This is a genomic window from Amycolatopsis sp. NPDC114484, assembly GCF_055633755.1.
This window is the reverse complement of record NZ_JBVKDQ010000014.1, coordinates 47054-61528: the sequence shown is the minus strand read 5'-3', so window position 1 is coordinate 61528 and position 14475 is coordinate 47054. Positions and strand designations below refer to the sequence as shown.

The following is a 14475-nucleotide window of genomic DNA, read 5'->3' as shown; positions in this document are numbered from 1 at the left end:
CGACCACAGCCGTGACCAGCCCGCGTCACGACGGCCGAACAGGAGTGCTCCACGTGCCCAACGAACTCGCCAGCCGGCTGGAGCCGATCGTGGCCGAAGCCGTCACGACCGCGGGCTTCGACCTCGACTCGCTCGAGGTGCAGCAAGCCGGACGGCGACAGCTGGTGAAGGTGGTCGTCGACTCCGACGACGGCGTCGGGCTGGACGAGGTCGCGGAAGTCAGCCGCACCGTCTCGGCCGCACTCGACGAGAACGAGCACGTGCTGGCGAGCGCCTACACGCTCGAAGTCACCTCTCCGGGCCTCGACCGGCCGCTCACCCAGCGGCGGCACTGGCGGCGCGCCCGGTTCCGCCTCGTCAAGATCACTCCTGTCGAGGGCTCCGCCTACCTCGCCCGCGTCGGGCACGCCGGCGAGAAGAGCGTGCGCGTGCTCGTGGACGGCCGGATCGAGGACGTGCACTACCAGTCCGTCGCGAAGGCCGTGGTGGAAGTCGAATTCAAACAACCCCCCGCGGAAGACTTGAAAACGTTGACCGCGGACGAAGACGAGAAGAAGGAGGAGTCGAAGTGAACGTGGACATCGCCGCGCTGCGGGCGATCGAACGGGACAAGGACATCCCCTTCGACACGGTCATCGAGGCCATCGAGACCGCACTGCTCACCGCCTACAAGCACACCGAGGGCCACCAGCCGCACGCCCGCATCGACATCGACCGCAAGACCGGCCTCGTCCGCGTCCTCGCGCACACCCTCACCTCCGAGGGCCAGGTCGACGAGGAGTGGGACGACACCCCCGAGGGCTTCGGCCGGATCGCCGCCACCACCGCGCGCCAGGTCATCCTGCAGCGGCTGCGCGACGCCGAGCACGAGAAGACCTACGGCGAGTTCTCCGCCAAGGAGGGCGAGATCGTGGCCGGCGTGGTGCAGCGCGACGCGCGCGCCAACGCCCGCGGCATGGTCGTGATCCAGGTCGGCGACACCGAGGGCGTGCTGCCGCAGGCCGAACAGGTCGCGGGGGAGTCCTACGAGCACGGCACCCGGATCAAGGCGTTCGTGTTCGGCGTTTCGCGCAGCAACCGCGGCCCGCAGATCATGCTGTCGCGCTCGCACCCGAACCTCGTGCGCAAGCTGTTCGCGCTGGAGGTCCCGGAGATCGCCGACGGCACCGTCGAGATCGCCGCGGTCGCCCGCGAACCGGGGCACCGGTCGAAGATCGCCGTGCGCTCCACCATCCCCGGCGTGAACGCCAAGGGCGCCTGCATCGGCCCGGTGGGCGCGCGCGTGCGCAACGTGATGAGCGAGCTGGCCGGCGAGAAGATCGACATCATCGACTGGTCCGACGACCCGGCCAAGTTCGTCGGGAATGCATTGTCGCCGGCGAAGGTTGTCTCGGTACGTGTCGTGGACGAGCGGGCCAAGACGGCGAGGGTCGTCGTGCCGGACTTCCAGCTGTCGCTCGCGATCGGCAAGGAAGGCCAGAACGCCCGGCTGGCGGCCCGCCTCACCGGCTGGCGGATCGACATCCGGAGCGACGCGGCGCCCGCCGAGCCGGCCGGTCCGGCCGAGGGTGAGCAAGACCACGCCGGCCAGGCGCGGCCCGCCGCGGCGACCGGTTCGGCCGACTGAAGGTGCAGGCGCTAGACTCGACAACGGTTCAAGTCCCGCGAAGGGCCACTGGGGACACCCCCGACCTCCAGCGTCACCGGCAGTCACCGGTGCGCACGTGTGTCGGCTGCCGGAAACGGGACTTGACCGGTGAACTGCTGCGCGTGGTCGCGGCGGACGGGCGGCTGGTCGTCGACGAACGTCGGCGGCTGCCGGGCCGGGGAGCGTGGCTGCACCCCGGAACGGACTGCCTGGCCAAAGCCGAGCGGAAGCGGGCGTTCCCCCGGGCTCTTCGGGCCCAGGGCGCGCTCGAGGCCGCGGGGCTGCACGACCACGCGGCGTTCGCCGCGGACGACGACTCCGGGACACACCCGGGGTCGCGGGATACAAGGAAGCAGGTCGACCCGTCATGAGTCAGCCGTGAAGCTGAAGCCATGAACGCGCGACGATAAGGACGAGGTCAGCGGGTCCCCGCCTGGCCTCCCCTAGATGAGGAGAGCTGTGCCAGGCAAGGCCCGTGTACACGAGCTCGCTAAGGAGCTCGGGATCACCAGCAAAGAAGTTCTCGCCAAGCTGAAGGAGCAGGGCGAGTTCGTGAAGTCCGCGTCGTCCACCGTCGAGGCGCCCGTCGCCCGCCGGCTCCGCGACGCGTACCCCGCCAAGGGCGGGAAGAAGCCCGGCCCCACGCCGGGACCGCGGCCCCCGGCCCCGGCGGCCCCGAAGCCGCCCGCCCCGCAGCAGAGCGCGCCCGCGCAGGCCCCGGCCCAGCCGGCTCCCGCGCAGCAGCAGGCCCCGGCCGTCAAGCCGGGCCCGCAGGCCGTGAAGCCGGCCGCGTCCCCGGGCCCGAAGCCCGGCGGCCCGCGTCCCGGTCCGCGCCCGCCCGCTCCGGCCCAGCCGGCCCCGGCGCAGGAGGTCCCGGCCGCCAAGGCCGAGCCCGCCGCGCCCAAGCAGGCCCCGAAGCAGCAGGACGCGGCGTCGGCCGGTTCCGTCGTGCCGCCCAAGCCGCAGGGCCCGAAGCCCGGCGGTCCCAAGCCCGGTCCGCGCACCCCGCGGGTCGGCAACAACCCGTTCGGCGTCGGCTCCGGTTCCCCGGCTCCGCGCCCGCCCGCCCAGCGTCCCGGCCCCGGCCAGGGCGGCGGCGACCGTCCCCCGCGTCCGGGCGGCGGCCAGGGCGGCGGAGAGCGTCCGCCGCGTCCCGGCGGCGGGCAGGGCGGCGGCAACCGGCCGAGCCCGGGCAACATGCCCCCGCGCCCGAACCCCGGCATGATGCCGGGCCGCGCCCGTCCGGCCGGACCGGCAGGCGGCCGAGGCGGTCCTGGCGGCGGCGGCGGTCGTCCCGGTGGCGGCGGCGGTCGTCCTGGCGGCGGCGGTGGCGGCGGCGGTTTCCGCGGCGGTCCCGGTGGCGGCGGCGGTGGCGGCGGCTTCCGTCCCGGTGGCGGCGGCGGTGGCGGCGGCGGCTTCCGTCCCGGCGGCGGCGGTGGCGCCCCGGCGGGCGGCGGCGGTTTCCGCGGCGGCGGCGGTCGTGGCGGCCCCGGCGGCCGCGGCGGCACGGCCGGTGCCTTCGGCCGTCCCGGCGGGCCCTCGCGCAAGGGCCGCAAGTCGAAGCGGCAGAAGCGCCAGGAATACATGGACAACATGCAGGCGCCCAGCGTCGGCGGCGTCCGCCTGCCCAAGGGGCAGGGCGAGACGATCCGGCTGCCGCGCGGCGCTTCGCTGACCGACTTCGCCGAGAAGATCGACGCCAACCCGGCTTCGCTGGTGCAGGTGCTCTTCCACCTCGGCGAGATGGTCACCGCGACGCAGTCCGTGTCGGACGACATCCTCGAGCTGCTCGGCGGCGAGATGAACTACGTCGTCCAGGTCGTCTCCCCCGAGGAGGAGGACCGCGAGCTGCTCGAGACCTTCGACATCACCTACGGCGACGACGCCGGCGGCGAGGAGGACCTGCAGGTCCGGCCGCCGGTCGTCACCATCATGGGACACGTCGACCACGGCAAGACGCGGCTGCTGGACACGATCCGCAAGACGAAGGTCCGCGAGAGCGAGGCCGGCGGGATCACCCAGCACATCGGCGCCTACCAGATCGAGACCGAGCTCGAGGGCAACCCGCGCCTGATCACCTTCATCGACACCCCGGGCCACGAGGCGTTCACCGCCATGCGTGCCCGAGGCGCGAACTCGACCGACATCGCGGTGATCGTGGTGGCGGCCGACGACGGCGTCATGCCGCAGACGGTGGAGGCGATCAACCACGCGCAGGCCGCCAAGGCCCCGATCGTGGTCGCGATCAACAAGATCGACAAGGAGGGCGCGAACCCGGACAAGATCCGGCAGCAGCTCACCGAGTACAACCTCATCGCCGAGGAGTACGGCGGCGACACGATGTTCGTCGAGATCTCCGCGCGGGAGAACATCAACATCGACGGGCTGCTCGAGGCGATCCTGCTGACCGCGGACGCCGCTCTGGACCTCCGGGCCAACCCGGACATGGAGGCACAGGGCGTCGCGATCGAGGCGCACCTCGACCGCGGCCGCGGCCCGGTGGCCACCGTCCTGGTCCAGCGCGGCACGCTGCGCGTGGGCGACTCGGTCGTGGCGGGCGACGCCTACGGCCGCGTCCGCCGGATGGTCGACGAGCACAACGAGGACGTCACCGAGGCGCTGCCCTCGCGTCCGGTCCAGGTCATCGGGTTCACCTCGGTGCCGGGAGCGGGCGACACCTTCCTGGTGGTCGACGAGGACCGCGTCGCCCGGCAGATCGCCGAGCGCCGCTCCGCCCGCACCCGCAACGCGCTCAACGCGTCGCGCCGCAAGCGGGTCAGCCTCGAGGACCTCGACTCCGCCCTGAAGGAGACGAGCAGCCTCAACCTGATCATCAAGGGTGACAACTCGGGTACCGTCGAGGCGCTCGAAGCGGCGCTGCTGCAGCTGGACGTCGGCGAAGACGTCGAGCTGAACGTGGTGCACCGCGGCGTCGGCGGCGTGACCGAATCGGACATCGACCTGGCGACCGCGTCCGACGCGATCGTCCTCGGGTTCAACGTCCGGGCGCAGGGCAAGGCGACCGAGCGGGCCACCCGCGAGGGCGTCGACGTGCGCTACTACACGGTCATCTACCAGGCGATCGAGGAGATCGAGCAGGCCCTGAAGGGCATGCTCAAGCCGGAGTACGAAGAGGTCGAGCTGGGCCGCGCCGAGGTCCGGGACGTCTTCAAGTCCTCCAAGATCGGCACGATCGCGGGTTGCCTGGTCATGTCCGGCGAGATCCGGCGCAACGCCAGGGCCCGCCTCCTGCGCGACGGCAACGTCGTGGCGCAGAACCTGCCGATCAACTCGCTGCGCCGGTTCAAGGACGACGTGGTCGAGGTCCGGGAAGGGTACGAGTGCGGTCTCACGCTGGGCTCGTACAGCGACATCAAGGTCGACGACGTGATCGAGACCTACGAACAGCGGGAGAAGCCCCGTGCGTGAGTGACCGGTCCGGGGTGCGCCAGGCGCGCACCCCGGACCGCCCTCGCGGCTCAACTTCGCTGCCTATGTTTGTCGGAGCCCTCGAGCTCGACCTGCTGCTCGACGACGTGCATTCGTTGAAGCAGAAACGATCCGTGGTGCGGCCCGTGGTGGCCGAACTGCGGAAGCGGTTTTCCGTCTCGGTCGCCGAGGCGGGACATCTGGACCTGCACCGGCGCGCGCTCATCGGCGTCGCCGCGGTCGCCCCCGACGGCGAGCACATCCGGGACGTGCTCGACGCGTGCGAGCGGTTCGCGGCCGGACGCCCCGAGTTCGAACTGCTCTCCGCGCGCCGCCGGCTGCTCGGCCCGGACGACTAGAACACCCGGAAATCCGGAGAAGGAGACCTCAGCCATGGCCGATCCCGCTCGAGCGCGCAAGCTCGCCAAGCGGATCTCGCAGATCGTGGCCTCGGCGATCGAACACGACGTCAAGGACCCGCGACTGGGCTCGGTGACCATCACCGACGCCCGCGTCACTGCGGACCTGCACGACGCCACGGTGTACTACACGGTGCTGGGCGAAAGCCTCGACGCGGAGCCGGACTTCGCCAGCGCCGCCGCCGCGCTGGAAGCCGCGCGCGGCGTCCTGCGCACCAAGGTGGGACAGGGCACCGGCGTCCGCTACACCCCGACGCTCACCTTCATCGCGGACAGTGTCCCGGACGACGCGCGCCGCATCGAAGAACTGCTCGCGAAGGCCCGCGAGTCGGACGCCGAGGTGGCCCGCCGGGCGACCGGCGCCCAGCCCGCGGGCGACGCGGACCCTTACAAGGCTCCTCGTGCCGAAGAGGACGAGGAGCAAGCAGAAGAGGAGACGCGCGGCTGAAACGATGCGGTCAAAGCCCGGTGTCACGCGACGCGGCCTGCTGTTCGGCAGTGCCGCGGCGCTCGTCTCCGCCTGCTCCGGGCGCTCCGCCCCGGTGGCTGCGCCGTCCTCGGCTGCCCCGGCCTCCAGCCCGTCGCCCCTGAAGGCGTCGATCACGATCCACCGCAGGCGCTCCGCGGCCCGCGGCCGGGACGTGGACGTAGTGCTGATGACGCCCGAGGGCGTCCCCACCACCGGCCTGCCGGTCTGCGTCGCACTGCACGGCCGCGGGTCGAACGCCCGCACCTTCCTGGACCTGGACCTGCCCGCGGCGCTCACCGCCGCGGTGCGGTCCGGCGTCCCGCCGTTCGCGGTCGTCGCGGTCGACGGCAGCCACTACTGGGTCCCCGACGGCGACGACGACCCGCGCCGCATGCTCGCCGACGAACTCCCCGGCTGGCTCTCCGAGGCCGGCCTCCGCCCGATGACCGGAGTCCTCGGCATTTCGATGGGCGGCTTCGGAGCCCTGAACCTCGCCCGCCGCCGCCGCGACGTGACCGCGGTGGCCACCTGCAGCGCGGCCCTGTTCCGCACCTGGCCCGAAGCGCGCACCCGGCACATCTTCCCGTCCCAGAACGACTGGACCGCCGCCGACCCGCTGCAGCACGTGGACGAACTCCCGACGCGCGGCCTCGGCGTGTGGTGCGGCGACGGCGATCCGTTCCTGGCCGCCAACCGCAAGCTGATCAGCAGCGCCAAGCCGGAGGTCTCGCGGATCACGCCGGGGGAGCACACCTCGGAGTACTGGCGGGGCGTCCTGCCGGAGGTGCTGCGGTTCATCGGGCCGCGGCTGAAGTAGCGGGATCACCGGTTCGGGTGGCCGGGGTTGTGTAGGCAATTGGTAACACCAGGCTTTCAGATGTGACCAGAGAACGAGCGCGGGACGGGGCGGCTTCGCGCTCACTCGCCGTCGGCTCCTGGCGCCGGAATCTCCCAGTCCGGCGCGATTTCCCCGCGCGGATCGAGGCCGTACCTGCGCAACTGCCGGTGCTCCCAGGCGCGACCGTCCGCCGCGTCGAGGATGTGGTTGATCCGGAGGCGCGCGCCGGGATGGCCGTGGGCCAGCGCGAGGCAGTAGAGGTCGAGCACCCTGGTCTGCTCGCCCGCGCCGCGGCGGAGATCTCCCAGCAGCACATAGCATTCGACGTCCCCGCCGCGCGCCCCGCGCTCGGCGATGTCTTGCGCTTTGAAGTACTCCTCGTGCAGGTTGAATCCCCGAGCGACCCCGGCGGCGGCGCTGAAGTCGTCCTCGTCGAGGAGTTCGTCGAGCAGCTGTTCGGCCTCCTTCAGCGCGCCGTGCCCGGCGAGGGCCTCCGCCAGCGGCGCCCGCAGCCGCCGCGGCACCGTCGCGTGGCCCGAGCGGATCAGCCGCACGGCCTCGACGAAGTTGCGCGCGTCCATCAGCAGGCGGACGGCTCGTTCCTCGACCCGCGGGGTCCCCGATTTGGCAGCTTCCTTGTAGAGACGGCCCGCCAGCACCAGCCGCGAGGGGGTCGCGTGGTGCGGGCCGTTCCCGCTCACCGTCGCCCGGTCGGTTCCCCCGGCGCGAGCGTCGAGGAGTTCGTCGGCCACCCAGGCCAGCGCCTGCCACCGCGGGAGGTTCTTGCGGGACTGGACGGCGTCGGCCACCGTCACCGCCTCGGGGAAATCCCTGATATGCCGGGCGATCGGGGCGAGCGAGCCCGGCTCCGGCGAAACCGTGCCGACGTACCATTCCAACGCCTCGGCGACCTTCCCGGCAGCGCAGAGCAACCGGACGAGCTCGGCCGGATCCAGTGCGCGGCCGGCCAGGTTCGCCCGCCGGTAGTAACCGTAGGCCTTGTCGGGCATGCCGTGCTGGGCCGCGGCGAGCGCAGCGGCTCGCAAGGCGGCCGTCTCGTCGCAGGACGCCACCTCCTCGTAGCACTTGAGCGCTCGTTCCGGCAGCGGGGGATCGGAGTTGACGAAGGCGTCGCCGACCTCGATCAGCGGAGCCGCGTCTCCCTCCGCCGCGGATTCGAGCGCGCACTGCTGGGCGGCGTCGAGCAGGCGGGCGCGCAGATTCACCCGCGCCGCTACCGAGGCGCTGCCGGAGACCCCGTGCCGCCGCGCCGACTCCACCCACCTCAGTGCTTCCTCGGCCCGCCCGGCGGCGGACAGTGCTTCGGCGCCCAGCAAGTACGCGCCGTGCAGGTCGTAGTCGGTCGCCTCCGCGGAAAGCATCTCCAGCGCCGCGTCGATCCCGAAAGCGTCCAGGGTCAGGTCAGTGATCAGGGGCAGCAGGTCGCACCCGAGCCGCCCGGCCAGCCCGGTCAGCCAGCGCACCGCTTTGTCGAGTTCTTTCCGGCGGCGGACCCGCTGGGTCTCCAGGTCCTCGGCGGACAGCGCACCATGGGAATCGACCAGGTTCTCGGGCGAGACCATGCTCGCCGCCACGTAGGCCGCCGATCGCAGGTCGCCGTTCTCCGCCCGCCGGCGGTGCACGGCCAGCGCCAGTTCCGGCTGGCCGCACCGGGTATGGGCGGCCTCGACGTGCAACGCGGCCGAACGGCTTCCCGTTTCGGCGAGCGGGCCCAGCCAGTCCAGGACGTCTTTCTCGCGCTCGGCCGCGAAGAGAATATTCGCCCCCTGGTTGATCGCCTCCTCGACGTCGGCGCCGATCCGCGTGAGCATCTGGTACTGGGCGATCGCCTCGTCGATCCGTCCGGCTTTCGCCAGCATCGCGGCGAGTTCGAGGCGCGCCTGGGGCAGGTCGCTCTTCAGGGAGAACTGGGCGCTCAGCTCCAGGAGATGGCGTCGTCCGCATTCCCGGGCGAGGTCGAGACTGTCTTGTCCGGCAACGGTTTCCAGCAGCACGGGCCACAGGCTCGCGCGCGGAAGGATCGGCTTCGGCGCCTCGGCCACGTACAGCTGATCGAGAAACGGGGCGAGCCGATAGGCATCCGCTTTCGCCTCTTTGACCAGCACCGTGGCGCCACCGCGTACGGGCGTCGTCAGTTCTTTCAGCGCTCTGCCGAACCGCTCGTCGGTGTCCGGTCCGTCGGGAAAGGCTTGCGCCCCCTGGCGGAGGAGCGTCCGGGACATCGATGGGCCGTGGCCGGCGTGCCGGGCCTGGATCACGAAATCCAGCATCGCGCGAGCGGGCGGACTGATCCGCTGGCAGTACGTGCGGAGCGCCGGTCCGGCGACGACGGTCTGGATCACCTGGCCGTTCGGCGCGTTCGCCGCTGCTTCGGAGACCCGCGGATCAGCGGAACGGAGTGCCCGGGCGACCTCGGTCTCGGCGAAGGTGTCGGGCACCGTGATGCTGGTGCCTTGCAGCAGCAAGTGGACGTGCGAGCGATCGACGCCCCCTTCCGGCGGCGCGGTGAGGTCCTGCCAATGCTCCGGGGTGAGGCTCGCGAGAATCAGAATCGGCGCACGCTTGGCATCGAGCAGCCGATTCCGCAGACTGTCGGCAACTTCATTGCCTTTTTCGTGGCCGCCCACGGAAAAGTAGCGCTCCGCGGAATGAAGCCACACGACAGTTTTCTCCTTGAATCCCTTCACGCTCGCCAGCAGTTCCTCCGGGTTGCGCGGGCTGAGACCAGGCCAGATTTTCCAGCCGTAGAGCAGGAATTGCCCGTCGGCGCCCTGGGTGCGCGCGGCTTCCCATAGCGTGCGTTTCTTCCCTGTTGCTGGTCCGCCAACGACCGTGACGATTCCGCTCGTCCCGCGTGCGGCGGCCTCGACGATGGACGCCACCGCGCGATCGTGGGCACGACGGCAATAGGAAGTCAGGTAGGGCAAGGACTCGTCGGGCTGACCGGCCTCGCTCAACGGGGCAATTTCCAGCTGACGCGGAAGGCAGGTCACCCATTCGACTGCCTCGGCCGCCACGGGCGGGATTCGCTCTGGTGTCGTGTCCATTTCAAGGCCGACCCTGCCCGATGAAATGCGCCACGGGAGGCTTGATGCGACGAACGGTCAACTCTGAGCGCTGAAAGCGGGGCGGCGATTCGTCCGTGCTATCCGGCTTTCACACCATCCGGTGAATGTCGTCTGCGCGCTGTAACAACAATGCCCGGCGCGAATTCAGACCGGCTTTCCCGCCACCACGAGATCTCGCACGATCGCCTGGTCCACCCGGTGCGCCAGCTCCTCGTACGGCCCGCCCGATCGCACCGCCAGCCCCGCGCGTTCCAGGATCGCCACCAGTTCCTCGCGCGGCAGCACGTGCGTGTTCCACGAGATCCCCAGCGCCCCGCCCGGTCGCAGCACCCGGTTCCACACCGGGACCGCCGCCGCGAGGAGGTCGCGCGGGCTGCGGGCGAGGCCGGTGTCGCGGTGGCTGCCGTGCTGCACGCCATACGGCGCGTCGGTCACGATGAGGTCCACCGAGGCCGGCCGAAGGACCTCGTCGGTGGTCAGGGTGTCCGCGTTGAGGTAGCTGAGCCGACGGGTGCGGCCGGCCTTGTAGTCGTCCTTGTCGAACGCGTACTCGATGTCCAGCCGACGCCCGAGGCGGGCCTTGTTGCGGCGCAGCTGCCCGGTCTCCGCGGTGTGCTTCACGCGTTTCGTGCGCAACCACGTCTTCACGAACTGTTCGTACGCTTCGAAATCGCGCTCGTCGACGTCCAGGCCGGTGGCGTCGAAGCCGTACATCACGGCCTGGTTGAGCGTCGTTCCGCGGCCGCACAGGGGGTCGAGCACGTGCAGTTCGCGGTCCGGCCAGTCCGCCGGTCGCGCGGTCGCCAGCAGGGTGAGGTTGAGCAGCAGTTTGGTGAACTGCTCGTTGGTCTTGCCCGGGTACTTCTGGATGGTCAGCAGGTCCGAGTCGGCCTTCGCCAGCGGGTGCACGGCGACTGGCCGCAGCACGCCGTCGCCCAGTTCGAACAGGGCGTACAGCGAGGACAGGTTCGACAGCAGCGCCAGGTCTCGCTCACCGAGAGGGGCCGCGCAGGCGAATTTCACGTACCCGACTCCGCCGAGTTCGATCTCTTCGATCGCCGACACCTCGGCGGAAAGACCGGTGCCGAAGGCCGCCAGCTCGGCGCGCAGCAGTGCCGGCGACGACGCGGCGTACACGCGGTTGGCGGAAGGAAGAACGAGGATCGCGTACTCAGGCATCCCGCAGAGCGTAGCGTGACACTTCGTGACAGCTTCCCTGGTACAGGACATCGAGGCCGCCGCCGCACTGCTGGCCGGGGCCACCGACGTGACGCTGCTCGGACACGTGCGCCCGGACGCGGACGCCCTCGGCAGCGCGCTGGCCCTAGGCCACGTGCTGCATCGCGGCGGCGCTCGTGTGCGAGTCGCTTTCGGCGAGCCGGACGAGGCCCCGGAAACGCTGGCCTGGCTGGACGTCGACGGCCTGATCACTCCGGTCGAAGACCTCCCGCCGACCGACGGCCTGCTGATCGCACTGGACACCCCGACCCTGGCCCGCCTCGGCAGGCTCGCCCCGCGGGTCGCCGCGGTTCGTGACACGGGCGCTCCGGTCCTGGTCGTCGACCACCACGCGACGAACGGCCGCTACGGCACCCACCACGTCGTGGACGAGACCGCCGAGGCGACGGCGATCCTGGTCACGCGCATCATCGAGGCAATGGGCGTCGACCTTGACGCGGCCGCCGCGCGCTGCCTGTACGCCGGGGTAGTCACCGACACGAGCGGCTTCCGCCGGGCAAGCCCCGAAACGCACCGAATCGCGGCGCGCCTCCTCGAAGCGGGCGCCGACCCTGGCGAGGTAGCCCGCCGAATCGTCGACGATCACCCGTTCGCGTGGCTGCCGATGCTGTCGACGGTTCTGTCCGAGGCCCGCCTGGAACCCGAAGGGGCGCAAGGATTCGGCTTCGTCCACACGGTGGTGCGAGCGGCCGCCGCGGCGACGGTACGGCTCGAAGAGGTCGAATCGGTGATCGACGTGGTGCGCGCTACTCGAGAGGCCGGCGTCGCGGCAGTGCTGAAGGAAGCCGGACCCGGTCCAGTGTGGACGGTCTCGTTGCGCTCGGCGGGTGACCTCGACGTATCCGCGGCCGCCGCGGAGTTCGACGGGGGAGGCCACCGGATGGCGGCGGGATGCACGGCGGAAGGCCCGGCGGATGAGGTACTGGACCGGCTGCGGGAGGCGTTGGGGAGGGCGCCGCTGCTGCGAGCTTCCTGAATCGGCGGGCGGGTGGCGGAGGTTCGGCAGCGCTTCTAAGGCCTGTTTCCCGACACGCGTCTGCATCCCGGCGGCCTGCGATTGCTGTCCGCGGGAGATGCGGGGACCGGCTGCGGACTGGCTGTTTGCTCCGAGATGCGGCTGGGTTGGCCGGGCTTGCCGGGGTGCTCGTCCGGTGTGCTCGCCGCCAGAGCTGAGCTAGCCGAATGTCCGCCCTGCCCGAGGCACGGCCGGTTCGCCGCGCGCTCCGCGGCATGCCTGTCCAGTATGCTCGGAGCCGGAGTTGAGCTAGCCGAACGTCTGCTCTGTCCGAGGCGCGACCGGATCTGCCGCGCGCTCCGCAGCATGCCCGCAGCCGCAGCCGCAACTGGTCGAATGTCCTCCCCGTCCGAGACACGGCTGGTTGGCTGTGCTCGCAGGTGTGCTTTCCGGCATGCCCGCAGCCGGAGCTGAGCTGGCCGAATGTCCGCCCTGCCCGGGCCGCTGCCAGTCCGCCTCGCTCTCAGGCATGCCCGTCCGAGATGCCCGCCGCCGGAGCCGAGCTAGCCGGATGTCTGCACTGTCCGAGGCGCGGCCGGTTCGCCGCGCGCTCCGCGGCATGCCCGTCCATCATGCCCGCAGCCGCAGCCGCAGCCGCAGCCGCAGCCGCAGCCGAGCTAGCCGGATGTCCGCCCTGCCCGAGGCGCGGCCGGTCCGCCGCGCGCTCCCCGGTGTGCCCGTCCGGCATGCCCGCAGCCGAAGCCGAACTAGCCGAACGTCCGCCCCCGCCCGACACCCGGCCGGTCCGCCGCCGCGCTCCCAGGCATGCCCGTCCAGCATGCCCACAGCCGAAGCCAAGCCAGCCGAACAGACCTCCCGCATCTCAGGAACCGTCCGCTAACTCAGCCGGATTCCCTTGCCGCACAACCCATTCCTCCACCCCCTTCACCCACGTCAGTGAACCCCAGCCCTCCACCCCGCCGGAATTGTCGGACCCGGTAGCTACTCTCGTCCCCGTGTCCGAAAACGCCACGACCACCGCCGTAAGCGGTGACCGCATCCCGCCCCGCCGAGTGTTCGGGCTCGCCGTGCCCGCGCTCGGCGTGCTCGCCGCCGAGCCGCTCTACGTGCTGGTCGACACCGCCATCGTCGGCCATCTCGGGGCGTTGCCGCTCGCTGGCCTCGCGCTGGGCGGCGTCGTGTTGTCGCAGGTCTCCACACAGCTCACCTTCCTGTCGTACGGCACCACCTCGCGCACCGCGCGGCTGCACGGCGCGGGCAGGCGCGCCGACGCGGTCCGCGAGGGCGTGCAGGCCACCTGGCTCGGTGTGCTGGTCGGGCTGGTGCTGCTCGTCGCGGGGCAACTCCTGGCGGAGCCGATCGCCCGCGCGCTTTCGGGCAGCGACGAGATCGCCGCGGCAGCCGTGTCGTGGCTGCGGATCGCGTTGTTCGGCGCGCCGCTGATCCTCATCACGATGGCGGGCAACGGCTGGATGCGCGGCGTGCAGGACGCCACCCGTCCGTTGCGTTATGTGTTGGCGGGCAACGGAATCTCCGCCGTGCTGTGCCCGGTGCTGGTGTATGTCGCCGGTCTCGGGCTGGAGGGGTCGGCGATCGCGAACGTCGTCGCGCAGGTGGTGTCCGCGTCGATGTTCGTCGCCGCGCTGGTGCGGGAAAAGGTGCCGTTGCGGCCGGATTTCGCGGTGATGCGAGCACAGCTGGGCCTCGGCCGGGACCTGGTGTTGCGCAGTTTCGCGTTCCAGGCGTGCTTCGTGTCCGCCGCCGCGGTGGCCGCGCGGACCTCGACCGAGGCGGTCGGGGCGCACCAGGTGGTCCTGCAGCTCTGGACGTTCCTGTCCCTGGTCCTCGATTCGGTCGCGATCGCCGCGCAATCGCTCGTCGGCGCGGCGCTCGGCGCGGGCGCGGCGCGGCAGGCGCGCGGGGTGGCCAACCAGATCACCGGATACGGCCTCGTCCTCGGCTGTTTCCTGTGCGTGCTGTTCGCCGCGTTGTGGAGCGTCCTGCCGCACGCGTTCACGTCCGACCCGGGGGTGCTCGGCGAAATCCCGCACGCGTGGTGGTTCTTCGTGGCGCTGCAACCGATCGCGGGCGTGGTGTTCGCGCTCGACGGCGTCCTCCTCGGCGCGGGCGACGCGGCCTTCCTCCGCACCGCGACGCTCGTCAGCGCCGGTCTCGGGTTCCTCCCGCTGATCTGGCTGTCGCTGGCGCTGGGCTGGGGGTTGAGCGGGATCTGGACCGGATTGTCGCTGTTCATGGTGTTCCGGCTGGCGGCGGTGGTGGCGCGGTGGCGGTCCGGGCGGTGGGCCGTGGTCGGCGCGGTCAGGGAGGCTTGATGGCATAACTCACGCGACAACTCGGTCGCCGCCGC

Annotated in this window: 11 protein-coding genes; 9 read left to right on the top strand and 2 right to left on the bottom strand. The window is 71.4% G+C overall.

Annotation, left to right across the window (positions count from 1 at the left end; all coding sequences use genetic code 11):
- The first annotated feature begins 53 nt into the window (after window positions 1-53).
- From rimP to ACZ7SW_RS29835, 7 genes are all read left to right on the top strand, one after another.
- On the top strand, window positions 54-572 hold the full coding sequence (rimP, locus tag ACZ7SW_RS29865) for a ribosome maturation factor RimP (RefSeq protein ID WP_470233693.1): 519 nt from the start codon (window positions 54-56) through the stop codon (window positions 570-572).
- The gene (gene nusA, locus ACZ7SW_RS29860; protein WP_470233692.1) at window positions 569-1627 is read left to right on the top strand and encodes a transcription termination factor NusA; all 1059 of its coding nucleotides are present in this window, start codon (window positions 569-571) and stop codon (window positions 1625-1627) included. Before rimP ends, nusA begins: the two co-directional genes overlap by 4 nt.
- Window positions 1628-1749: 122 nt before the next feature.
- Complete coding sequence (locus ACZ7SW_RS29855; RefSeq protein WP_470233691.1) at window positions 1750-2019, top strand: YlxR family protein; 270 nt, start codon at window positions 1750-1752, stop codon at window positions 2017-2019.
- 88 nt (window positions 2020-2107) lie between these two features.
- Window positions 2108-5077 (top strand): translation initiation factor IF-2, encoded by a 2970-nt coding sequence (infB, locus tag ACZ7SW_RS29850; protein ID WP_470233853.1) that lies wholly within the window; start codon window positions 2108-2110, stop codon window positions 5075-5077.
- A 65-nt stretch (window positions 5078-5142) separates the two neighbouring features.
- The gene (locus ACZ7SW_RS29845) at window positions 5143-5436 is read left to right on the top strand and encodes a DUF503 domain-containing protein (protein ID WP_037812533.1); all 294 of its coding nucleotides are present in this window, start codon (window positions 5143-5145) and stop codon (window positions 5434-5436) included.
- A gap of 34 nt (window positions 5437-5470) precedes the next feature.
- Window positions 5471-5944, top strand: a complete 474-nt coding sequence (gene rbfA, locus ACZ7SW_RS29840; protein WP_470233690.1) for a 30S ribosome-binding factor RbfA — start codon at window positions 5471-5473, stop codon at window positions 5942-5944.
- A 4-nt stretch (window positions 5945-5948) separates the two neighbouring features.
- Window positions 5949-6782, top strand: a complete 834-nt coding sequence (locus ACZ7SW_RS29835; RefSeq protein ID WP_470233689.1) for an alpha/beta hydrolase — start codon at window positions 5949-5951, stop codon at window positions 6780-6782.
- A gap of 101 nt (window positions 6783-6883) precedes the next feature.
- Here the strand turns inward: ACZ7SW_RS29835 and ACZ7SW_RS29830 are convergent, their stop codons facing one another.
- On the bottom strand, window positions 6884-9871 hold the full coding sequence (locus ACZ7SW_RS29830) for a hypothetical protein (protein ID WP_470233688.1): 2988 nt from the start codon (window positions 9869-9871) through the stop codon (window positions 6884-6886).
- Window positions 9872-10036: 165 nt separating this feature from the next.
- Window positions 10037-11071, bottom strand: a complete 1035-nt coding sequence (locus ACZ7SW_RS29825; RefSeq protein ID WP_470233687.1) for a TRM11 family SAM-dependent methyltransferase — start codon at window positions 11069-11071, stop codon at window positions 10037-10039.
- A 25-nt stretch (window positions 11072-11096) separates the two neighbouring features.
- Here ACZ7SW_RS29825 and ACZ7SW_RS29820 point away from each other — a divergent pair, with 25 nt between their 5' ends.
- Together ACZ7SW_RS29820 and ACZ7SW_RS29815 are read left to right on the top strand one after the other, a co-directional pair.
- Window positions 11097-12107: a DHH family phosphoesterase gene (locus ACZ7SW_RS29820; protein ID WP_470233686.1), complete on the top strand. Its 1011-nt coding sequence runs from the start codon at window positions 11097-11099 to the stop codon at window positions 12105-12107.
- A gap of 995 nt (window positions 12108-13102) precedes the next feature.
- A complete protein-coding gene (locus tag ACZ7SW_RS29815) occupies window positions 13103-14440 on the top strand; it encodes an MATE family efflux transporter (RefSeq protein WP_470233685.1) in 1338 nt (445 codons plus the stop codon).
- The last annotated feature ends 35 nt before the right edge of the window (window positions 14441-14475 follow it).

What these genes read in the sequence shown, in the direction of transcription:
- ACZ7SW_RS29825 (WP_470233687.1), bottom strand. Translation starts at nt 11,071, where the DNA reads ATGCCTGAGTACGCGATCCTCGTTCTTCCTTCCGCCAACCGCGTGTAC.
- ACZ7SW_RS29845 (WP_037812533.1), top strand. Translation starts at nt 5,143, where the DNA reads ATGTTTGTCGGAGCCCTCGAGCTCGACCTGCTGCTCGACGACGTGCAT.
- ACZ7SW_RS29835 (WP_470233689.1), top strand. Translation starts at nt 5,949, where the DNA reads ATGCGGTCAAAGCCCGGTGTCACGCGACGCGGCCTGCTGTTCGGCAGT.
- rbfA (WP_470233690.1), top strand. Translation starts at nt 5,471, where the DNA reads ATGGCCGATCCCGCTCGAGCGCGCAAGCTCGCCAAGCGGATCTCGCAG.
- ACZ7SW_RS29830 (WP_470233688.1), bottom strand. Translation starts at nt 9,871, where the DNA reads ATGGACACGACACCAGAGCGAATCCCGCCCGTGGCGGCCGAGGCAGTC.